Annotated in this window: 15 protein-coding genes; 9 read left to right on the top strand and 6 right to left on the bottom strand. The window is 72.0% G+C overall.

Going from position 1 to position 21,976, the window contains the following annotated elements; genetic code table 11:
- Positions 1-143 precede the first annotated feature (143 nt).
- Positions 144-2,069 (top strand): N-acetylglucosamine-specific PTS transporter subunit IIBC, encoded by a 1,926-nt coding sequence (nagE, locus tag ACPWUT_RS07235; RefSeq protein ID WP_425842042.1) that lies wholly within the window; start codon positions 144-146, stop codon positions 2,067-2,069.
- A gap of 55 nt (positions 2,070-2,124) precedes the next feature.
- Here the strand turns inward: nagE and ACPWUT_RS07230 are convergent, their stop codons facing one another.
- The 3 genes from ACPWUT_RS07230 to ACPWUT_RS07220 are packed head-to-tail and all read right to left on the bottom strand — an operon-like array spanning position 2,125 to position 4,617.
- Positions 2,125-2,844: an SOS response-associated peptidase gene (locus tag ACPWUT_RS07230; RefSeq protein WP_425842039.1), complete on the bottom strand. Its 720-nt coding sequence runs from the start codon at positions 2,842-2,844 to the stop codon at positions 2,125-2,127.
- Positions 2,845-2,894: 50 nt separating this feature from the next.
- Positions 2,895-3,929, bottom strand: a complete 1,035-nt coding sequence (locus ACPWUT_RS07225; RefSeq protein ID WP_425842036.1) for an App1 family protein — start codon at positions 3,927-3,929, stop codon at positions 2,895-2,897.
- 4 nt (positions 3,930-3,933) lie between these two features.
- Complete coding sequence (locus ACPWUT_RS07220; protein ID WP_425842033.1) at positions 3,934-4,617, bottom strand: DedA family protein; 684 nt, start codon at positions 4,615-4,617, stop codon at positions 3,934-3,936.
- 40 nt (positions 4,618-4,657) lie between these two features.
- Here ACPWUT_RS07220 and pabB point away from each other — a divergent pair, with 40 nt between their 5' ends.
- The 6 genes from pabB to holA all read left to right on the top strand — a co-directional run bounded on the left by pabB (position 4,658) and on the right by holA (position 12,987).
- Positions 4,658-5,962 carry an aminodeoxychorismate synthase component I gene (gene pabB, locus ACPWUT_RS07215; RefSeq protein ID WP_425842030.1) on the top strand — a complete coding sequence of 435 codons (1,305 nt, stop codon included), beginning with the start codon at positions 4,658-4,660 and terminating at the stop codon, positions 5,960-5,962.
- Positions 5,963-6,028: 66 nt separating this feature from the next.
- On the top strand, positions 6,029-8,614 hold the full coding sequence (gene leuS, locus ACPWUT_RS07210; protein ID WP_425842027.1) for a leucine--tRNA ligase: 2,586 nt from the start codon (positions 6,029-6,031) through the stop codon (positions 8,612-8,614).
- Between the two features lie 72 nt (positions 8,615-8,686).
- Complete coding sequence (locus ACPWUT_RS07205; protein WP_284527298.1) at positions 8,687-8,935, top strand: hypothetical protein; 249 nt, start codon at positions 8,687-8,689, stop codon at positions 8,933-8,935.
- 99 nt (positions 8,936-9,034) lie between these two features.
- Positions 9,035-9,634: a helix-hairpin-helix domain-containing protein gene (locus tag ACPWUT_RS07200; RefSeq protein ID WP_284527297.1), complete on the top strand. Its 600-nt coding sequence runs from the start codon at positions 9,035-9,037 to the stop codon at positions 9,632-9,634.
- Positions 9,631-11,949, top strand: a complete 2,319-nt coding sequence (locus tag ACPWUT_RS07195) for a ComEC/Rec2 family competence protein (RefSeq protein WP_284527296.1) — start codon at positions 9,631-9,633, stop codon at positions 11,947-11,949. Before ACPWUT_RS07200 ends, ACPWUT_RS07195 begins: the two co-directional genes overlap by 4 nt.
- A 9-nt stretch (positions 11,950-11,958) precedes the next feature.
- A complete protein-coding gene (gene holA / locus ACPWUT_RS07190) occupies positions 11,959-12,987 on the top strand; it encodes a DNA polymerase III subunit delta (RefSeq protein ID WP_284527295.1) in 1,029 nt (342 codons plus the stop codon).
- 78 nt (positions 12,988-13,065) lie between these two features.
- Here holA and rpsT read toward each other — a convergent pair whose 3' ends face one another.
- Positions 13,066-13,326, bottom strand: coding sequence for a 30S ribosomal protein S20 (gene rpsT / locus ACPWUT_RS07185; RefSeq protein ID WP_144807907.1), 261 nt, complete (start codon positions 13,324-13,326; stop codon positions 13,066-13,068).
- Between the two features lie 270 nt (positions 13,327-13,596).
- Here rpsT and ACPWUT_RS07180 point away from each other — a divergent pair, with 270 nt between their 5' ends.
- Together ACPWUT_RS07180 and ACPWUT_RS07175 are read left to right on the top strand one after the other, a co-directional pair.
- Positions 13,597-14,964 carry a GH1 family beta-glucosidase gene (locus tag ACPWUT_RS07180; RefSeq protein ID WP_425842020.1) on the top strand — a complete coding sequence of 456 codons (1,368 nt, stop codon included), beginning with the start codon at positions 13,597-13,599 and terminating at the stop codon, positions 14,962-14,964.
- A complete protein-coding gene (locus ACPWUT_RS07175) occupies positions 14,961-16,202 on the top strand; it encodes an MFS transporter (protein ID WP_425842017.1) in 1,242 nt (413 codons plus the stop codon). Before ACPWUT_RS07180 ends, ACPWUT_RS07175 begins: the two co-directional genes overlap by 4 nt.
- On the opposite strand, the gene ACPWUT_RS07170 is transcribed toward ACPWUT_RS07175, so the two are convergent.
- Positions 16,191-16,916: an alpha/beta fold hydrolase gene (locus ACPWUT_RS07170; RefSeq protein ID WP_284527292.1), complete on the bottom strand. Its 726-nt coding sequence runs from the start codon at positions 16,914-16,916 to the stop codon at positions 16,191-16,193. The genes ACPWUT_RS07175 and ACPWUT_RS07170 overlap by 12 nt on opposite strands.
- Positions 16,917-16,987: 71 nt before the next feature.
- The gene (locus tag ACPWUT_RS07165; protein WP_425842014.1) at positions 16,988-21,784 is read right to left on the bottom strand and encodes an ExeM/NucH family extracellular endonuclease; all 4,797 of its coding nucleotides are present in this window, start codon (positions 21,782-21,784) and stop codon (positions 16,988-16,990) included.
- Positions 21,785-21,976 lie beyond the last annotated feature (192 nt).

Raw genomic sequence — 21,976 nt, 5'->3', positions numbered from 1 at the left:
CCCGAACGGACCGGCAGTCCGAGGTGGAACAACCGGCTTTCCTGAGTGGTTGCTGTGCGTCGCGCGCGTTCGGGAGTAGCGTCGGACGGACAGGCCCGCGCGTGACGCGGCGGGCGCCCTCCCTCACGGTTGGAGTCTCTCGGATGAAGTTCTTCCAACGGCTCGGCAGATCGATCATGCTGCCCGTCGCCGTCCTTCCGGTCGCCGCGATCCTGTCCGGCATCTCGTACTGGATCACCTCGGCCGCCGGCGCCAACGTCGTCTCGACGTTCCTCGGCGCTGCCGGCGGCGCGCTGCTGGACAACATGCCGCTGCTGTTCGCGGTCGGCATCTCGATCGGCATGGCGAACAAGACCGACGGCACGTCGGCCCTCGCCGGCCTGGTGTCCTGGCTCACCATCGTCACCCTCCTCAGCCCCGCGAAGGTCGCCGGCCTTCTGAGCATCGCCGACGAGGCCGATGTCGACCCCGCCTTCGGACGCGTGCAGAACGTCTTCGTCGGCATCATCGCGGGCCTCATCGGAGCGTGGTGCTACAACCGCTTCAAGGACACCAAGCTCCCCGACGCCCTCTCGTTCTTCTCCGGACGCCGCTCGGTCGCGATCGTCACGGCCGGCGTCTCGCTGGTGGTCGCGCTCCTGCTGCTGTTCATCTGGCCGGTCGTCTACGGCGGCCTGGTCGCGTTCGGCGAGTGGATCGCGACGCTCGGACCGCTGGGCGCCGGCATCTACGGCTTCATGAACCGCCTGCTCATCCCCACGGGACTGCATCACGCCCTGAACTCGGTCTTCTGGTTCGATGTGGCCGGCATCAACGACCTGGTCAACTTCCTGCAGAACACTCCCGAGGCGGAGTACGGCGTGACCGGTCAGTACATGGCGGGCTTCTTCCCGATCATGATGTTCGGCCTCCCCGGAGCCGCGCTGGCGATGTACCTCACGGCCAAGACGACCCGCCGCAAGGTGACCTACGGCATCATGCTCTCCGCCGCGATCGCGTCGTTCTTCGTCGGCGTCACCGAGCCGCTGGAGTTCGCCTTCATGTTCGTGGCCCCGTGGCTGTACCTGATCCACGCGGTGTTCACCGGCATATCGGTCGGGCTCGCGGCGCTGCTGCCGACGCGCCTGGGCTTCGGCTTCTCGGGCGGCTTCATCGACATGGTGCTCCAGTGGACGAACCCGCTCGCCCAGAACCCCTGGATCCTCATCGTCATGGGGATCGGATGGTTCTTCATCTACTTCTTCACGTTCTACTTCGTGATCAAGCGCTTCAACCTGAAGACGCCGGGCCGCGAGGACGACGTGGACGCGCAGGACGCGGACAACGTGGGCACCAGCCTCACGGGCTACCACGGCACCGCCGAGAAGTTCATCGCCGGCCTCGGCGGCAAGGACAACATCGTCGAGCTCGACAACTGCGCCACCCGCCTCCGGATGGAGATCGCGGACGTGTCGAAGGTCGACGAGCACGCCCTCAAGCGTGCCGGTGCCGCCGGCACGATGAAGGCGGGCGGTCATTCCGTGCAGGTCGTGTACGGCCTGAACGTCCAGTTCGTGAAGGACGCGATGGAGGACATCATCAACGACCGGCACATCGCCCTCGTGGATGCCCCGGCCGCCGACGCCGCGGGCAGCGGAACCACGACGACCGCCGCGCCCGCCACCACGACGCTGCGGCTCCGCCAGCCGGTCGCCGGGGCGGTCCTGCCGCTGTCGGAGGTGCCGGACGCCATGTTCGCGCAGGGGACGATGGGCCCGGGCGTCGCCGTGGATCCCACGGGGGACACGATCGTCGCCCCGGCCGACGGAACCGTCGCCTCGGTCTTCCCGACCGGGCACGCGATCGGTCTGGCGCTCGACGACGGCACCGAGCTGCTGATCCACGTCGGCATCGACACGGTCTCGCTCAAGGGCGAGGGGTTCACCACGCTCGTCGCCGCCGGCGACCGGGTGACCACGGGCACGCCGCTGCTGCGCTTCGACGCCGCCGGGATCCGGGCAGCGGGCCTCTCGGCGGTCACGCCGATCATCGTGCTCAACAACGAGAGCGCATCGATCGAGCTGACCTGACCTGACGCGGCCGACGAATCGGGGCGGGGGTGCTGCGGCGCTCCCGCCCCGATTCTCAGTCGGCGTGGGTGAGCGGCTCGATGAGCGACGGGTCGTTGTTGCGCACGTTGCCCACAGCGGCGCCGACCGGGTAGTGCACCATCGTCTCTGCCAGCAGCGGCGCCGCATCGATGGCGGCGTCGAGGACGTCCCCGACGTTCTCCGTCGTCGGGTCGAGCCAGGCGTCGGCGTGATCGGCGTCGAGGAACAGGGGCATCCGATCGTGGATGGAGCCCAGCTCGCCGACGGCGTCCCTCGTCATGATGGTGAAGCTCAGCAGCCATCGGGCGGGGTCGTCGTCGGCCTTCGACGGGTCCTTCCACCACTCGTACAGCCCCGCGAAGAGCATCGGCTCGTCATCGCCGGGCCGGATGAAGTGCGGGGTCTTCACGCCGTCGACCGTATGCCACTCGTAGTAGCCCGTCGCCGGGACGACCGCCCTGCGCTTGATCAGCGCCTGGCGGAACATCGGCTTGTCCTCGACCTCCTCGGCCCGCGCGTTGAACGCCCGCGGACCGATGGACGGGTCCTTCGCCCAGGCGGGGACCAATCCCCATCGAGCGGCTTCGAGGCGCCGCGTGGGCGGCTCGGTCTTCGCGGAGTCCAGCACGATCGCCGCCCGGTCGGTGGGCGCGACGTTGAAGGACGGCTCGGGGAGATCGTCTCCCACCACGTCGACGCGCAAGACGCCGACGAGCTCGGAACCGACGTTAGCCACCACGAACCGACCGCACATGCGGCCAGCCTAGGCCGACCCTGCGACAGCGGCGCGGTCGACGCGATCGCTCAGGCGTCGTCGACGATCCCCACGGCCGCGAGGCGCTCGAGCAGCTCGGCGCCGTCCGGGCCCGTCACCCACGGCACGGTGGCCGCGGAGTGGTCGTCCACGGCCGTCCGCCCGCCGGCGAGCACCGCCTCGGCCGTCGACAGCTGCCGGATCGCGACCGCGCGCACCCGGTCGGGGAAATCGCTCGCGAAGGCGGTGTACAGCGCGTCGTCGTGCTGCCCGTCGTCGCCGATCAGCATCCAGCGCACATGCGGGAACTCGCCCGCCAGCCGCCGCAGGTTCTCGCTCTTGTGCGCCTGACCGCTGCGGAACCAGCGATCGTGGGTGGGCCCCCAGTCCGTCAGCAGGAGGGCACCGGGCGGGAACAGGTGCCGACGCATGAAGCGCACCAGGGTCGGCGCGACGTTCCACGCGCCGGTGGAGAGGTAGATCACCGGTGCTCCGGCGTTGTCGCGCACGAGGCGCTCGAGCAGCACCGCCATGCCCGGGACCGGCTGCCGCGCGTGCTCGTCGAGGACGAACGAGTTCCACGCCGCGACGAAGGGGCGCGGGAGCGCCGTCACCATCACCGTGTCGTCCACGTCGCACACGATGCCGAAATCGACGTCGGCGCCGACGATGAACGCACGGGTCTCGATCGGCTCGCCGCCTTCGACCGACATGGTGAACGTCTGCCACCCCGACGCCAGCCTCGCCGGCAGGACGGTGTCCACGACGCCGCCCCGGTCGGCGACGACCTCGTGGGAGACGCCGTCGATGGTCACGGTGACCTGCGCGTAGCCGACCGGGACCGAGGCGAAGCTCCGCCACCCGCGCACGCTGGCGTACTCGCCGCCGCGCCGGGGCTTGAGCGGGGGGACGATGAGGACCCGTCCGAGCACGCGGACCCAGTCCGCTCCGCCGTACCCCGGGTAGGCGGCCACGGTGGGCTTCTGACCCCGTGCGCGCGCGCGTCGCTCGCGCCACGAGTGGAATCGGTACTCGAGCCGGGCCAGCCAGAGGACTTTCGGCCGAGGGGAGGGAGCGGCAGCCATCACTTCAGTCTGTCACGCCGTCCGCCGGGGAGTCGGAGCCCTGCTCGTCGTCCAGGCGCAGGTGACGCGCCTCACGCGCGACGATGACCCGCTTGGCGAGGTACACCAGGCCGACGAAGAGCACGATGGCGCCGACGAACAGATACCCCGCATAGTGCAGCCGGTCGGCGAGCTCCCGGTAGGTGCCCGCGGCCGCCGCGGCGACCGAGACGTAGAGGATCGACCACACCGCGCACGCCGGCGCGGTCCACGCCAGGAACCTGCGGTAGGCGAAGCCGCTCATCCCCACTGTGAGGGGCACGAGGGAGTGGAGGACGGGCAGGAAGCGGGAGATGAAGATCGCGGGTCCGCCGCGGCGGCGGAGGTAGAGCTCGGCGCGCGTCCAGTTGTCCTCGCCGAGGCGCATGCCCAGCCGGGAGAAGCGGATGCGCGGCCCCAGCCAGCGGCCGAGCCAGAACCCGATGCTCTCGCCCACGAGGGCACCCAGGATCACGACCACGATGAGGGCGGCCGCTTCCCACGGCGACGCCACAGCCGTTCCCGCGACGATGACGACGGTGTCCCCGGGCACGACGAGGCCGATCAGCACGCTGGTCTCCAGCATGATCGCCACGCCGGCCAGGATCGTCCTCACGACGGGGTCGACGCTCTGCACGGCGTCGAGCAGCCATGTGAGGAACTCGTTCACCGTCCCAGCCTACGGCGCGCGCGGCGTCTAGCCTGAGAACGTGCCGACCGATCTCCGCGCCCGCGAGCTCCCCGGATGGGTCGATCCGGCAGAGCTCTACCTGTCCGGTCCGGCTGCCGCCGAGTACAGCTTCTGGCTCGACGCGGGCCCCGACGCGACGGACGGCTGGAGCTGGGTCGGCGCCGGGCGTCCGGCGGAGGAGGCGCCCCGCGAGCAGGAGTGCGCCGCATCGCCGCGCGACGACGCCGCAGGACCCTTCTCCGGTGGATGGGTGGGCTGGATGGACTACGACGCCGCCTCCCACTCCGCACTCAGCGCGGCCCTTCCCGGAGCTGCCCGCACCGGCCGGGTCCGCGCCGACCGGGGCCTGTGGGCCGACCGGTTCGTCGCGCTCGACCACCGCGCGCGCCGCGCCTGGGCGTGGGCCCCTGCGGACGATCTCGACGCGTTCGCCGCCGAGGTCGCGACCTGGCGCGGAGCACGCGACGAACCGGCGGCGGCCACGCCCGTCGACATCGCGGCACGGCACACCCCCGACGCGTACGCCGCCCTCATCGAGCGCTGCCGCGAGGCGATCCGCGAGGGCGACGCCTACCAGCTGTGCCTCACGACGCGGTTCGAGACGACGGCCTCCGTCGATCCCGTCGCCGCCTTCCTGCGCTTGCGGCGCGCGACGCCCGCGCACCACGGGGCGCTCATCCGGGTGGGCGACCACGCGCTGGCCAGCGCGAGTCCGGAGCGGTTCCTCGAGGTCGCGGACGGCGTCGTCCGCACGCGCCCCATCAAGGGCACCCGCCCCCGCGGCGCCAACGCGTCCTCCGACGAGGCCCTCGCCCGGGAGCTCGCGGACAGCGTCAAGGAGCGGGCCGAGAACGTCATGATCGTCGACCTCATGCGCAACGACCTCCAGCGGGTGTGCCTCCCCGGCTCGGTGGCCGTCGAGCGGCTGCTGGAGGTGGAGTCCTACGCCGCGGTGCACCAGCTCGTCAGCACGGTCGCCGGCCGGCTTCGCCCCGGCACGCGCGTCGGAGACGTGCTCGAGGCCGCCTTCCCCGCCGGCAGCATGACCGGCGCGCCGAAGCTGTCGGCGATGACGATCCTGCGTCGCCTCGAGGGCGGGCCGCGCGGAGCGTTCGCGGGATGCTTCGGCTGGATCGGCGCCGACGGCCGCGCCGACCTCGCCATGGTGATCCGCTCCGTCGTCTTCCATCCCGACGGCGCCTACGTCGGTGCCGGCGGCGGCATCACCTGGCGGTCCGACGCCGCCGCGGAGGTGGCGGAAGTCGGAGTGAAGGCGCGGGGGCCGCTGTCGGCACTCGGGGGAGCGCTCCCGCCCGGCTGGTGACCGGGCCCGTCCGCTAATCTGGAGGGACGCCTTCGCGCGTTCCCGAATTTCCACGATTGGTGCTCCGTGTCCTCGACGTCCTCCTCTGCCGCCCACGCCCCTACGGAGGGAAGCGGCTTCGACCCGTACGAGATCCAGACGAAGTGGCAGCGTCGCTGGAAGGAAGCCGATCCGTTCCGCGCCGGCGGCGACGAGGACACCCGGCCGCGCAAGTACGTGCTCGGCATGTTCCCGTACCCGTCCGGCGACATGCACATGGGACACGCGGAGAACTACGCCTACGTCGACTCGGTCGCGCGCTTCTGGCGCCACCGCGGCTACAACGTGCTCAACCCGATCGGGTGGGACTCGTTCGGCCTCCCCGCCGAGAACGCCGCCATCCAGCGCGGCGCGGATCCGCGCGAGTGGACGTACTCCAACATCGCGCAGCAGAAGGCGAGCCTGCAGCAGTTCGGGACCTCCTACGACTGGAGCCGCGTCCTGCACACGAGCGACCCGGAGTACTACGGCTGGAACCAGTGGCTGTTCCAGCAGATGTACGAGCGGGGCCTGGCCTACCGCAAGGAGAGCCCGGTCAACTGGTGCCCGAACGATCAGACCGTGCTCGCCAACGAGCAGGTCGTCGACGGGCGCTGCGAGCGGTGCGGCCACGAGGTCGTCAAGAAGAAGCTCACGCAGTGGTACTTCAAGATCACCGACTACGCCGACCGCCTGCTCGACGACCTGAACCAGCTCGAGGGGTTCTGGCCCTCCAAGGTCATCCGCATGCAGCGCAACTGGATCGGCCGCTCCGTGGGTGCGGACATCGAGTTCGAGATCGAGGGGCGCGCCGAGAAGGTGACCGTCTTCTCGACGCGGCCCGACACGCTCCACGGGGCCACGTTCTTCGTCGTCGCGCCCGAGAGCGATCTGGCGGCCGAGCTCGCCGCCGGCGCCTCCGCCGAGGTGCGCATGCGCTTCCAGGACTACCTGGAGCAGGTCGGCAAGTCGAGCGAGATCGAGCGGCAGTCGACGGACCGTCCCAAGACGGGCGTGTTCCTCGACCGCTTCGCGATCAACCCGATCAACGGCGAGCGGCTGCCCATCTGGGCCGCCGACTACGTGCTGGCCGACTACGGTCACGGCGCGGTCATGGCCGTGCCCGCTCACGACCAGCGCGACCTGGACTTCGCCCGCGCGTTCGACCTGCCCGTCAAGGTCGTCGTCGACACCACCGCACCGGTCACCGGCGCGATCACGGTGATCGAGGTCGACGAGGACGGGGTGCCGATCGATCCCGAGGGCGACGCGCTGTCCGAGCTGGACCCCGCCGTCACCGGCACCGCGCTCACCGGCGACGGCCGGATGATCAACTCCGGCTCGCTCAACGGGCTGAGCAAGCGCAACGCGATCGCCCGGATGATCGAGGAGCTCGAGGCGCTCGGTGCCGGCCGCGCGTCGAAGTCGTACCGCCTGCGCGACTGGCTGATCTCGCGCCAGCGGTTCTGGGGCACGCCGATCCCGATGATCCACACGGCCGACGGTCGCATCGTCCCGGTTCCCGCGGATCAGCTGCCGCTGACGCTGCCCGACGCCCACGGACTCGACCTGGCGCCCAAGGGCACCTCGCCCCTCGGCGGTGCGACCGACTGGATCGAGACGGTCGACCCCGCCACCGGCGAGCCCGCGCTGCGAGACGCCGACACGATGGACACCTTCGTCGACAGCTCGTGGTACTTCCTCCGCTTCCTGGCGCCGGGAGATGCCACCCAGGCGTTCTCCTCGCGCGAGGCGAACAAGTGGGCGCCGGTCGACTCGTACATCGGCGGCGTCGAGCACGCGATCCTCCACCTGCTGTACGCGCGCTTCATCACGAAGGTGCTCTTCGACATGGGGCTGATCGAGTTCACCGAGCCGTTCACGTCGCTCATCAACCAGGGCATGGTGCTGCTGGACGGTTCGAAGATGTCCAAGAGCAAGGGCAATCTCGTGGAGTTCGCCTCCAGCATGGTGGACCCCGGTGCCGACGCCGTCCGCGTCGCGATCGCGTTCGCGGGTCCCGTGGAGGACGACATCAACTGGGAGGACGTGTCGACCACCGGCGCCCAGAAGTTCCTCGCTCGCGCCTGGCGCGTGGCGAAGGACGTCACGAGCAGCCCCGACGTCGTGTGGGCCGAGGGCGACGTCGCGCTGCGGCGCGTCACTCACCGCCTGCTGGCCGATGCACCCGGACTGGTCGAGCAGACGAAGTTCAACGTCGTCGTCGCGCGGCTCATGGAGCTCGTCAACGCCACCCGGAAGACCATCGACACCGGAGCCGGTGCCGGCGACCCTGCCGTCCGCGAGGCGGCCGAGGCCACGGCGATGATCCTGGACCTCTTCGCCCCGCACACCGCCGAGGAGATGTGGGAGATCCTCGGCTACGAGCCCTTCGTCGGGCTCGTGCCGTGGCGCCAGGCCGACCCGACGCTCCTCGTGGAGGACTCGGTCACGGCGGTCGTCCAGATCGACGGCAAGGTCCGGGGCACGCTGACGGTGCCCGCTCGGATCTCCGCCGACGAACTGGAGGCGCTCGCCCGCGCGGACGAGAAGGTGCAGCGGTCGCTGGCGGGTCGCGAGGTCGTGCGTGCCGTGGTGCGGGCCCCGAAGGTCGTGAGCTTCACCACGGCGTAGGCGAGGCCGCGCGCGGCCGCCCGACGCGGACGATACGGTGTGGGTGAGCCCGTCACCGCAGGGAGGCAACCCGTGTCCACGTCCGCAGCCGAACGCCGTCCGCCTCTGCCGCAGCCGATCGTCTGGCTCTACGTGATCGCGATCCTCGTATCGGTGCTCGCGGTGGGAGCGGGCGTGCTCGTGGCGCTGGCGAGTGCCGCATTCCCGCTGACCACGCTGGCTCCGCTGGTCGGTGCGGCGATCGGCGCCTACGTGCCCGCTCTGCTCGGCCATGGCATCGTGATCGCCGTGCACGACGCGGCGCTCGGCCGACGGCGCTGAGCGTCCGCCGCTTCCTCCCCGCCGGCGAGGCGTCGCCCCGTCTCCACCGATCCCGGCGGCGCCGCCCACACGGGAGGCACCGGCTCCCACGCTGAAGGTGTGACTTCAGCGCCCGCCCGCCGCCCTCGACTGGCGCCCGCCGCGGCGATCGTCCTGGTCGTCTGCGCGGTCGCGCTCACCGTCGTGATCGGCATGGTGCGGTCTGCCGCCTCGTCGGTCGAGCAGGTGCAGCGCCCCGCCGACGTGAGCGTGACGCCGGCCGCGACTGCTCCGGCGGAGGTGTACGTCCACGTGTTCGGCGCCGTGGCCAACCCCGGTCTCTACCGGCTGGACGCTGGGGCCCGGGTGGTCGACGTCATCGCCGCGGCCGGCGGCTTCGCCGACGAGGCCGACCCCGCCGGCGTCAACCTGGCCCGACCTGTCGCCGACGGGGAGCAGCTCCAGGTCACTCGGCTCGGCGAGGAGCCGGTCGCGGCGAGCACGGCGGGCGGAACCGGAGCGGCCGGGGGAGCGGTGAACCTCAACACGGCCGATCAGGACGCTCTCGACACCCTCCCGCGCATCGGACCGGCCCTCGCCGCGCGCATCATCCAGTGGCGGGAGCAGAACGGCTCCTTCACCTCTGTCGAAGACCTGCTGGCCGTACCCGGCATCGGCGACAAGATGCTCGCCGCCTTGCGGGACCTGGTGACGGTGTGAGCACCAGACGCGCGCGCCGCCGCGATCTCCGGCTCGTGCCCGTGGCCGCCTGCGTGTGGCTGGCGGCCGCCGTCACGGTCATGCACCCGCACGGGGCCTGGGGGGCGGCGGTCGGCCTGATCGCCGGAGCACTGTGCCTGCTCACGGTGGCCGCGTGTCCGTGGAGCCCGGCGATCATCGGCGTCCTGGCTGTCGGAGCGGCGTTCGGCGGGACCGCCGCAGCGCACGTCGCCCTCGCCGAGCCTGCCCGCAGTGCCGTGCTCGGCCTGCCTCTCGACGGGGGCAGATCGTTCGCGCTCGACGCGGTCGTCGTCGGGAAGGTCGAGCGCGGCATGTCCGGCTGGAGCTTCGACGCCGTCGCCGAGCGCGTGCGCGTGGGGCCTGCCGAGCACTCCGCATCGGCGCCGGTGAGCATCCGCATCCCCGAAGCCGCCGCGGTGGCGGCACTCGACCTCGGCGCGCTGGTGACGGTGCGCGGCACGGCGTTCGCCGCGGATGCGGGAGCGCGCGAGGTGATCGTCGTCGACGCCCGCGACATCGTCGTGCGGGCTCCGGCCACCGGGGTGCTCGCGACCGCCTCCGACCTGCGCCGAGGTCTGCAGCGGACGGTCGAGGGATTGCCGTCACCGGGGGCCGGACTGATCGCCGGACTGTCCGTCGGCGACACCTCGGCCGTGGAACCCGCGCTCGACCAGGCGATGAAGGCGTCGTCGCTGTCGCACCTGACGGCGGTGTCCGGTGCCAACTGCGCTCTCGTGGTGGGCGCCGCCTTCGGACTCGCCGCGCTCCTCGGAGCACCTCGCGCTGCCCGCGTGTGCGCGGGTGCCGCCGCGCTCGTCGGCTTCGTCATCCTGGTCTCTCCGGAGCCGAGCGTCGTACGGGCAGGCGCGATGGCGATCGTCGCCATGACAGCGCTCCTCCTCGGACGCGTCGGCGCGGGACTCTCGGTGCTCTGCGTCTCGGTGATCGTGCTGGTCGTCGTCGACCCGTGGCTGTCGCTCTCGCTGGCGTTCGCGCTCTCGGCCGCCGCGACGGCGGCGCTGCTCCTGCTCGCGGGTCCGCTTGCCGAGGGGATGGCCCGATGGCTGCCCGAGCCGATGGCGCTCATGGTCGCCGTGCCCCTCTCCGCCCAGCTCGTGTGCGGTCCCCTCCTCGTCGTCATCGAGCCGACGGTGCCGGTGTACGGGGTGCTCGCCAACCTCGTTGCGGCGCCCGCGGCGGCGCCCGCCACCCTCGTCGGACTCCTCGCGTGCCTGCTCGGCGGCCTTCCGGTGCTCGCCCACGGGCTGGCGGTCCTGGCCTGGGTGCCGGCCGCCTGGATCGCAGGCACCGCCGGCACCGTCGCAGCACTCCCCGCGGGCGGGCTGGCCTGGCTCGAAGGTCTGCCGGGCGTCCTCGCTCTGGCCATCGTCGGCGCCGCCGTCGCGATCCTCGTCCTTCCTCCCGACGGCGTGATCCCCGCAGCGCGGCGCGGCGCGGCGATCGCGCTCGCGATCGCCGGCGCGGCCGTACTCGCCGCCGGCCCCCTGTCGGCCTGGCTGACACGCGTGCAGACCCCGGCGGAGTGGTCGGTCGCCGCCTGCGACGTCGGGCAGGGCGACGCGGTGCTCGTGCGCTCCGCGGGGCGCACAGCGCTCATCGACACCGGTCCCGATCCGGCCGCGCTCACCCGCTGTCTCGATCGGTTCGGCGTCGCCCACATCGATCTGCTGGTGCTCACGCATTTCGACCTCGACCACCGCGGCGGCGTCGCGGCCGCGGTCGGAAGAGTCGGCACCGTCCTGCACGGCCCGACCGGCGACGAGGAGAGCCGCAGCACCGTGGACCGGCTGGTCGCCGGGGGAGCGCGCGCCGAGCCCGCCGCCGCCGGGATGGGCGGACGGCTCGGCGCGGCGACGTGGCGCGTGCTGTGGCCGACCCCGGCGCACGTCCATGCCGCCGAGGGCAACGATGCGAGCGTGGTCGTGGAGGTGGACGGGGGAGAGGTGCCGCGGACGATCCTCCTCGGCGACCTTTCCGCGGCGCCGCAGGTCGCCGTGACCGCACGGGTCCGCGGCCCGTACGAGGTCGTGAAGGTGGCCCACCACGGCAGCGCCGACCAGCACCCGGACCTCTACGAGCGCCTCCGCCCCGCGCTGGCTCTTCTCACCGTGGGCGAGAACTCGTACGGGCACCCGCGCGCCGAGACGATCCGACTCCTCACCGGTACCGGAGCCGTCGTCGCGAGGACCGATCGATCCGGGGCGATCGCGGTCTGGAGCGATGCCGCCGGGCTCCACGTCTGGCGGGAGCGCGACGTCGGTGCCGCTCGGTAGGCTGGGGAAATGGCGACCACGCGCAAACCCACCCGTGCCGCGTCGGCTATTCCGCAGCTGTCGTGGCGTGCCCCGCAGCCGGCGCCGATCGTCCTCGTGTCGGGCCCCGAAGAGGTCTGCGCCGAACGCGCGATCGCCGGCGTCCGCGACTTCCTCCGCGCCGAGGACCCCAGTCTCGAGGTCTCCGACCTCCGCGCCGACGACTACGTGTCGGGCAGCCTGCTGGGCCTCACCTCGCCATCCCTGTTCGGCGAGCCGCGCCTGGTGCGGGTCGCCGGGGTCGAGAAGTGCTCCGACACCTTCCTCAGCGAGGCGCTCGCCTACCTCGACGCGCCGCAGGAGGGCGCGACCGTCATCCTCCGCCACACCGGCGCCAGCGTCCGCGGCAAGAAGCTTCTCGACGCCGTGCGGGCCGGAACCGGCGGCGGGGTCGAGATCGCCTGCGCCGCGGTCAAGCGCGACTCCGACAGGTTCGACTTCGCAGCGGGAGAGTTCCAGGCCGCGCGCAAGCGCATCGCACCGGCCGCGCTGCGCGCACTCGTCAGCGCCTTCGCCGACGACCTCACCGAACTCGCTGCCGCCTGCCAGCAGCTCATCGCCGACGTCCCGGGTGACGTCGGCGTGGAGACAGTGGAGCGCTACTACGGCGGCCGCGTGGAGACGTCCGCATTCGCTGTGGCCGACACGGCGATCGCCGGTCGTTACGGCGACGCGCTCGTCGCGCTGCGCCACGCGCTGGCCAGCGGCGCCGATCCCGTGCCGCTCGTGGCCGCGATCGCCTCGAAGCTGCGCACCATGGCGCGCGTCGCGGGATCCCGCGAGCCCGCGGGCGCACTCGCCTCCCGGCTCGGCATGAAGGACTGGCAGGTCGACCGCGCCCGGCGCGACCTGACCGGCTGGAACGAGGCGTCGCTGGGCACGGCCATCCAGGCCGCCGCACGCGCCGACGCGGAGGTCAAAGGCGCCTCCCGCGACCCGGTGTTCGCTGTCGAGCGGCTCGTGACCGTCATCGCCACGCGCGCTCCCTACGGCGGCTGACCGCCGCGACCGGACGCGGCGGCGCAACGACGAAGGCCCGCCCCACACGGGGACGGGCCTTCATCAGACGCGGTGCGCTCAGAGAGCGGCGACCTGCTTCGCGATGGCCGACTTGCGGTTCGCGGCCTGGTTCTCGTGGATGACGCCCTTGCTCACGGCCTTGTCGAGCTTCTTGGTCGCCGTCGCGAGCGCCTTCTCGGCAGCGGCCTTGTCGCCGGCGGCGATGGCCTCGCGGGTGCGACGCACCTCGGTCTTGAGCTGGCTCTTGACGGCCTTGTTGCGCTCGCGCGCCTTCTCGTTGGTCTTGTTGCGCTTGATCTGCGACTTGATGTTCGCCACGTTCGAGGCTCTTTCGTTTCGGAGTTTTCGTTGGATCTGCCGGGTGACAAGAGAGGGCTGTCGCACGGCGGTCGTGTGAGGGAGAAGCCCACACGCAAGCCAAAAGCCGAGTCTACCAGGTTTCCGTCCCGCGCCCATGTCGGGGCCACGCGTCGTGACGGTGCTTGCTCCCGCCGGTGCGGCATGATCGTGCTACCGCACCACGCCGGCCGCAGACCCGCCGAAGGAGATGCCATGCCCGAAGGAGATGCCGTGTCCTCCGATCCTCGCATGACCGTCCCCCCGCGGGTCACGCCGTCCCCGCAGGGCCTCTCGGAGCTCGGCCGGTCCTTCCGGTGGTCGGTCGCGACCGCGGCGTTCCAGATCGAGGGGGCGCGGGCAGCGGGACCCGCCGGACGCAGCATCTGGGACGACTACGTGGAGACGCCCGGTGCGATCATCGACGGCAGCACCGCCGAGCCGGGTCCCGACAGCTGGCACCGGTGGCGCGAGGACGTCTCCCTGCTCGCCGAGCTCGGCGTCGACCGCTACCGCTTCTCCGTATCGTGGGCGCGGGTCCAGCCCGAGGGCCTCGGACCCGGCGACGCCAAGGCCCTCGACCGGTACCGGCGCATCGTCGACGACCTCTGCGCCGCAGGCGTCGTGCCCTTCGTCACGCTGTACCACTGGGAGCTCCCGTCTCAGCTGGAGCGCGGCGGGGGATGGCTGGCCCGCGACACGGCCTTCCGGTTCGCCGACTACGTCCGGCTCGTCGTCGACGCTCTCGGCGACCGCGTCCGCAGCTGGTACACGATCAACGAGCCCGTCTCCACGACACTGCAGGGCTATGCGATCGGCGAGCTCGCCCCGGGTCGGCGCCTCCTCTTCGACGCGCTGCCGACGGTGCACCACCAGCTCCTCGCCCACGGCCTGGCGCAGGCGGTGATCCGGGAGTCCGGCGCGGGCGAAGTCGGAATCGTCAACAACCACACGACGGTCGTTCCCGCCTCCGATCGCCCCGCGGACCGAGCGGCCGCCGCCGCGTACGATCTGCTGCACAATCGGCTCTTCGCCGACCCGCTGCTGACGGGGGCCTACCCCGACGGCGCGTCCTTCGGGCTTCCCGACCAGCCGGTGGCGGACGGCGATCTGGCCCTGATCAGCGCTCCGAGCGACTTCTACGGCGTCAACTACTACAACCCGACGCGGGTCGGCGCGGCCGCCGCCGGCGCGACCGTCCCGTTCGAGCTCCTCCCGGCGGACGACGCCCCGGTCACCGGCTTCGGGTGGCCGATCGTGCCCGCGGCGCTCACGACGCTCCTCCTCGCTCTCTCCGAGCGTTACGGGACGGCCCTTCCTCCGCTCGTCATAGGCGAGAACGGCGCCTCCTTCCCCGAGCCGGACACCGTCACCGGGCCGATCGACGACGGCCCGAGGATCGACTATCTGTCCCAGCACATCTCCGCCGTCGCAGCGGCGGTCCGCGCCGGTGCGGACGTGCGGGAGTACACGGTCTGGTCGCTCCTGGACAACTTCGAATGGGCGCACGGCTTCACCCAGCGGTTCGGACTCGTCCACGTGGACCATCGCACGTCGACGCGGACGCCGAAGGCCTCGTTCGGCTGGTACCGCGATCTGATCGCGCAGGCCCGCGCATGAAGGCGCCGCAGCGCCGCGTGGGCGTCAGCTGGTTCCTCCTGTTCACACTCGCCTGGCTGGCGCTGTGGACGGTGCAGCTCACCCCGCTGCAGCTGCTGATCCCGCTCCAGCTCGACACCCCCGACGACGCCGACGGCTGGATCTCGGGCGTCGTGTGGTCGGGACTCGTGCTCGCGGTGGGCGGAGTCGCCGGCGTCATCGCCGGTCCCGTGGCCGGAGGCCTGTCCGACCGCACCCGCAGCTCGCGGGGCCGCCGTCGCCCCTGGGCACTGGCCGGCATCGTGGTGGCCGCCGTCTCGCTCGCGGCGCTGTCCGTGGCGGAGGGTCCGTGGGCGGTCGGCGTCGCGTGGGTCGGCGTGTCGGTGGGCACGGCGGTGGCGGCGTCGGCGTTCACGGCGCTGATCGCGGATCAGCTGACGACCCAGCGCGGCGCCGCCTCGGCGGCCGTCGCCTCCTCGCAGGCGGTGGGCATCGTGCTCGGCGTGGGCGCCGTGGTCCTGCTGGGCCTCGGCACCGTCGGCGGCTATCTCGCCCTCGCGGGCTTCCTGCTGGTCGCCGGCGTCGCCGCCGCACTGATGCTCCCCGACCCACCCTCTCCGGCGGCGTCGCGCGCAGCCCGCGCCGCGCGCAGTCTCGCCGATCGCACTGCGGCGCTGCGCGACCACGACTTCGCCTGGCTGCTGGTGGGCCGCCTGGTCGTCAACATCGGCAACGCCCTCGGCACCGGCCTGCTCCTGTTCTTCCTGCTCTACGGGCTGGGTCGCGACGCAGCGACCGCCGAGGACGAGCTCCTCCTGCTCATCGTCGTGTACACCGTCTTCGTCGTGGCGGCGTCGGTGCTGGCCGGTCGGCTGTCGGACCGCAGCGGACGCCGCGTCGGGCTCATCGTGACCGCTGCGTCCGTGCAGGCGGCCGCGTCCCTGCTCCTTGCCCTGCTGCCCTCGCTGGAGACCGCGCTGGTGTCGGCGGCCCTGTTGGGCATCGGGTACGGCGCCTACATGTCGGTCGGACTGGCGCTGGCGACCGATCTGCTGCCGTTCCCGGAGGACCATGCCCGCGATCTCGGGTTCGTGAACGTCTCCGCGAGCCTCGGACAGCTGCTCGGGCCGCTGGTCGGAGCGGGTCTCGTCGCCGCCGCCGGCGACTTCTGGCTCCTCTTCGCTGCGGGCGCCGTGTTCTCCGCGGCCGGAGGACTGGCCACCCTCGCGATCCGCAGACGGACGCCGTCAGCGAGCTGACTGCTCGACGGTGGCCACGGCGAGGTCGAGCAGCGCGTTGAACACCGCCGGTCGCATCGCCGTCACGAGGTGACTCGTCCGCGGGACGACGATCAGCTCCGCGCCCGGCACCTGCGACGAGAAGAGGCGCTCGTTGGCGCGCAGCTGGTCGTACTGCCCGTTGATGAACCACGTGGGCACATCGATCCGCCGGAGCGCGGCGAGCAGATCGAGCACCGACAGGCTGCGCAGCGCGACATCCTGCGCGTCGTAGGCGTACCCGCCCGCTCCGAAGTCCTGCCGGGTCTCGAGGGGGAGCGTGCGGTCGAGCACCCAGTCCGCGATGCCCTGGCCGCGGCGCGGCAGCCGGTCGAAGCCCCGGGCCAGTGCGCGGTAGGTCGCAAGGCCCACCCCGCGCGGCACGGCGGTGCAGGAGGCGGCGATGAACGCGTCGATCGGCGGGCGCGCCTGAGCCCCCGCGTAGGCGATCGACAGGAGACCCCCCATGGAGTGACCCACCAGCACCACGGGACCGCGCTCAGCGGCTGCGTGCACGGCGCGGTCGATCGTCGCGAAGGCCCCGTCGAGGGAGAACACCTCGGACATGCGCGTGCCGTGGCCCGGGAGGTCGACAGCGTGCGCCTCCACGCCGCGCGCCTCGAGATGGGCGACCTGCGAACGCCACATGGTCGCCGACGTGCGGATGCCGTGGACCATCACCACCTGGGTCGCCATGTGATCAGCCTATGAGAAGGGGCCCGCGACTCCTGGTCGCGGGCCCCTCGTTCAGGACACTCGGAGCAGCCTCAGAACACGACGCGCACGCGCACGGCGTTGCTGGTCGATCCGCTCGAGACGGTCGGGTCCTTCGGCACGAACACCGCGGTGTAGTGGTGCGTGCCGCGCGAGAGCTTGCCCAGGGTGAAGGCGGCGAGACCCCGTCGCACCGGGACCGTCGCGACCACAGTCGAGCCCTCGCGGAACTCCACGACGCCCTCGGGCGTGCCCTCGGCCTGGTCGACGGCGGCGATCAGCGTGGAGGGGAGCAGCCGGTTGAGGTGCACCGGCAGCAGCGCCACCAGCCGCGTGGTCGTGGCCTGCGGCTGGCTGGCCGCCTCCACCTCGATGGTGACCTGGACGACGGTGCCGGACGCCGGCGCCGTCAGCGTGAGCACCGCCGGGCCCGAGGGCAGATCGGCCGGAAGCTCGGCCGACACCGTGGCCGCGCCGCCGGTCACGACCGCCTCACCCAGCGAGGCGTCTCCCAGCGCGATCTCCAGCGACGTGTTCTCGGGGGCGCCGCGGCTGGTCATGTTCAGCCCGCTCACCTGGAAGGACACGCTCTCGCCGGCGGTCGCGGTCTCGGGCACGCCCGTCACCTGCACCGCCTGCTTGGCGAAGCTCGGCGACAGCGGCGAGCCGTCGGCGATGTAGTCCATCCAGGCCTCGTAGTCGAGCAGGCCGGTGTCGACGTAGTCCTCACCCTCGGTGAACACGCGGAAGTTGTCGCCTCCGGTGGCGAGGAAGGAGAACGTGCCGACCCGGTACTCGGCCGCCGGGTCGAGGGGCTGCCCGTCGACGGTGACCGACGTGATCCGCGAACCCGCCGGCGCCGAGGCGTCGTACGTGTACGAGACGTTGTCCGACAGTCCGAGCTGCAGGTACGGCCGCTGCGGCACGGTGCCGTCGGGGTTCGTCTGCCACTGCTGCTCGAGCATCGTCGTGAACTGCTCACCGGTCAGCGTCACGAGGGCCAGCGTGTTGTTGAACGGCAGGACCGCGTTCGCCTGCGAGAACGAGATCGTCCCGTCGGGCAGTCCCGCGACCGCTGTTGCGCCGAACTCCGCCTGCGTGTCCCACAGCTCCGCCCGCAGGCCGCCCGGGTTGGTGACGCCGATCTGAGCACCTTGGGGGAGAGCGGACAGCGTGTCTCGGAGCATCGTGGCGACGGTGTTGCCCAGCGCCGATTCCGAGGCTCGGTCGTCGCGCGTTCCCCCCGTCCACACTCCGTCGACGAAGGACCCGCCCGCGAAGGCGGTGGTGATGTCGGCCGAGACCTCGCCGATCGCGGTGTTCCCGATCTCGGCGGCGGCGGCGAGGGCCGCCTTCACGATCGCGTCGACCTCGGCCACCCGCGGGTACGTCGCGATGAGCTCGGCGGCCGGCGTCGACGTGCGCGGCACGAGACGCTCGGTGTGGGCCGTGACGGCGCCGTCGGCGTCGATCGACAGGACGATCTCCCCGATGTTCCCGCCGTAGGAGCCGGTCTGCACCACCGGTCGCGTGCGGTCGGTGCCGGGGATCGGCGCGGACCACGAGTACTCCTTGTGGGTGTGACCCGTGAAGATCGCGTCGACCTCCGCCGCGGTGTCGTTCACGAGCGCCGCGAAGGGTCCGCCGGCGGCGAGCTCCTCCTCGAGCGTGGCGCCGTCGGGCGTCCCCGCCCCGGCACCCTCGTGGTAGAGCGCGACGAGCACGTCGGCCTCGCCGTTGGCCGCGTCGCCGTCGCTCAGCTGCGCGGCGACGCGGTTGACCGCTTCGACCGGGTCGCCGAACTCCAGATCGGCGATGCCCGCCGGCGACACCAGCGAGGGCGTCTCCTCCGTCACCGCGCCGATGACGCCGACCGTGAGGCCATCGGCCTCGAGCAGCGCGTACTCCGGCAGCGCCGGCGTGGTGGTGCCGGCGAGGTAGACGTTCGCACCGAGCTGGGGATAGTCGGACGCATCGGTCACCCGACCCGAGAGGTCGGCCCAGCCGCGATCGAACTCGTGGTTGCCGACCGCGGTGGCCTGCAGGTCCAGAGCGTTCAGGACGTCGATCGTGGGCTGGTCCTGCGCGACCGACGAGGCGAACAGCGAGGCGCCGATGTTGTCGCCCGCCGACAGGAACACGGTCGGGCCGGTCGCCGCGTCGCGCAGCTGCTCCACGGTGCCGGCGAAGGCGACGGTATTGGCGTCGATCCGGCCGTGGAAGTCGTTGATCCCCAGGAGGGTGAGCTCGACGGGGGCCGCCTCGGCGTCCAGCCCCACGAGCACCGGGTCGTGGTCGCTCGAGCGGAACACGTCATCGGCGTAGAACTCGGTGCCGTGGGAGCGGAAGCGGCTGTACTCCAGCGCGACCGACTCTCCCGAGTTGATGTTCCAGATGTCGGCACCGGAGGCACGTCCGAGTGCCGCCTCGTTCAGGAGAACGTGGTCCAGCGAGCCGGACAGGCCCGAGAAGCTGTACGACGACGTCGCGACGTCGAAGTGCTGCTCGGCGTCGGTGTAGCCGGCGTCGTAGAGCACCTGCAGCGGGTCCTCCTGCCCGTACGAGTTGAAGTCGCCCGCGAGCGCGACGGCCTCGACATCGCCCTGGATCTCCTCGATCCAGTCCCGCAGAGCGGTCGCCTGGCGGACACGGGACTCGTTCGAGGAGCCCTGTCCGTCACCCGCGTCGACGTCACCGGGCCAGGGACCGGCGGAGCCCTTCGACTTGAAGTGGTTCACCACGAACAGGAACTCGGCGCCGCCGTCGACGGGAGCGAACACCTGGCCGATCGGCTCACGTGCGTTGCCGAAGGCCTCGCCGTCCGCGCTCTGGTCGCCCAGCGCGCGTGCCGCGCCCGAGGGGGTGACGGCTGCCGGCTGGTAGATGATCGCGTTGGTGATGACGTCCTGCTCAGAGGCGGGCGGGAGCTCGTCGGACGAGCCGACGAAGGCCCAGCGCTCCTCGCCCGCCGCGTCGTTCAGCGCGTCGACGAGGGTCGACGTCGCCTCGTCGGTCGCTTCGCCCAGTGCGGCGGAGTTCTCGATCTCCATGAGACCCACCACGTCGGCGTCGAGCGTGTTGATCGCGGCCACGAGCTTCGCCTGCTGGCGGGCGAGGTCGGCGGCATCCCACGCACCGCGCTGGTCGCATCCGTCGCGGACGGTCACCCCGTCGCCGAACCGGTCGGTGTAGGCGACGCACGAGGCGGAATCGGTGCCCAGCGTGGTGAAGTAGTTCAGCACGTTGAAGGACGCGATGGACAGGTCGCCGCCCACCGCCTCGGGGGCTGCGGTGCGGGGGTCCTCGAACGACACGCCGTCCGCACCGGAGCCGTCGGCGACCAGGGGCTCGGTGGGGTTCAGCTTCCACGTGTTGTTGCGGTAGTCGACGATCAGCGGCGCGGTGAAGGTCACCGACGCGCCGACGACGATCGGCTCTGCGAGAGAGACGTACGCGGGAGTCAGCGCGCTGTTGGCGGCGGAGAGGAAGTTCGTGCTGGCGCCGTCGTCGAGCGCGACCGCGCGTGCGGCGTTGTCCGCGGCCACGTCGGCGGCCTCGTCGCTCTCCGGGCGCGCGACGTCGGTGGGCTGGCGCAGCGGGGTCTCGCCCGCAGCGAGACCGACCTCGCCGTACTGGTTCGTCGCGTAGGTGTTGGTCACGGTGAACGCGCCCTGCGGGTCCACCAGCATCGACTCGAGCGCCTCGCGCTGCGCCGCGGTGCGCGGCCACGTCACCGTGGCGGGCGCGGGCGCCTCGGCGTCGGCGACGACGGTCGCCGCTCCCGCGCGCACGGTGAGCTCGGTCAGGCCGTTCCACTCCGAGACGACGCCCGTCACCTCGACGGTGTCGCCGAGAGCGACCTCGCCCACCGCGCCGGGCGCGTAGACGAAGACCGCGTCGGAGGCGGTGTGGCTGTCGAGATCGATCGCGCCGCCGGAGCCCGCCGTCTGGATCACGTAGCCCTCGAACCCGCCGGTGGGGTAGTGCGCGGTCACGACGCCCGTCGTCGTCACGGTCGCGCCGGCCAGCGGCGAGGCCTCGCCGGTTCCCTGGATGTCCGCGATGGCGACGACCTCCGGATCGGCCGTCGGCGTGGGCGTCGGAGTCGGAGTCGGAGTGGGGGTGGGTGTCGGGGTCGGGGTCGGGGTCGGCCCGTCGTCGGACAGGCCGGTCGGCGTGGGGGCCCCGGCAGTGAAGTCGGCGGCGTTGTCCGCGGTGTTCGTCGCGTCGGCGTCACGGGACACGCTCGTGGCGTTGGTCGTCGCCGGCGCCGCGGCGGATCCGGCGAAGTGCGTGGCGCCGCCCCAGCCGACCAGGTCGATCACCTGGTCCAGTCCGGAGATGCCGGTCGCACCGCTCAGCGCGGCGGCCTGGTCGACGAGCGCCACCTTGCCCTGCGAGCCGCTGAGCGCGAGCGAGCCCTCCACATCGGCGTCGACCGCGGGGAGGGTGCGGTCGGCGCCGAAGGCCTGGCCGACCAGCAGCCGCTCTCCCGCGGGGAGCGACACGTCGCCCAGAGCGGTGACCTGCCAGGTCGCGCCCGTCGCCGAGGCGTACTGCACGGTCCAGCCGCTGAGATCGACGGCTTCGCCGGAGACGTTGGCCAGCTCGATGAAGTCGCGGTTGTAGGCGCCGCCGGAGTTGCCCCCGCCGCCGTAGACCTCCGAGATGACCACCGGCGCCTCGGGGCTCACTGCCGCCGAAGCGGCCAGCGGGGCGACCGTGAGGCCGCCGACCACGAGTGCGGCCGCTGTCGTCGCGGCCACGGCCGACACTCTGCGGCGGTGCGGCAGAGGGCCTCCGGTGCGGGGGTGCGGGGTCAAGGGCGAACGGAACTCTGCTGCGTGCATGTCGTGTCGTCTCCGAGGCGGTCCGCGCGCGGCAGGGAGGATCGCGCAGGCTTCGGCCGCCGCATTGAGCATCCTGTGACCACACCCGCCGCGACAAGTGTCAGATCGGTTAACTCTTTCTCATGCGAAACCGCCCTGGCGTGTCCCGCGATGCGTCGGGTACCGTTCGCCGGGGCCGCATGCGCGGCAGGC

This window comes from Microbacterium sp. PA5 (assembly GCF_049860775.1).
Taxonomy (GTDB): Bacteria; Actinomycetota; Actinomycetes; order Actinomycetales; family Microbacteriaceae; genus Microbacterium.
Note: the sequence above shows the minus strand (reverse complement) of the source record. Positions and strands in the feature narration are given on the sequence as shown.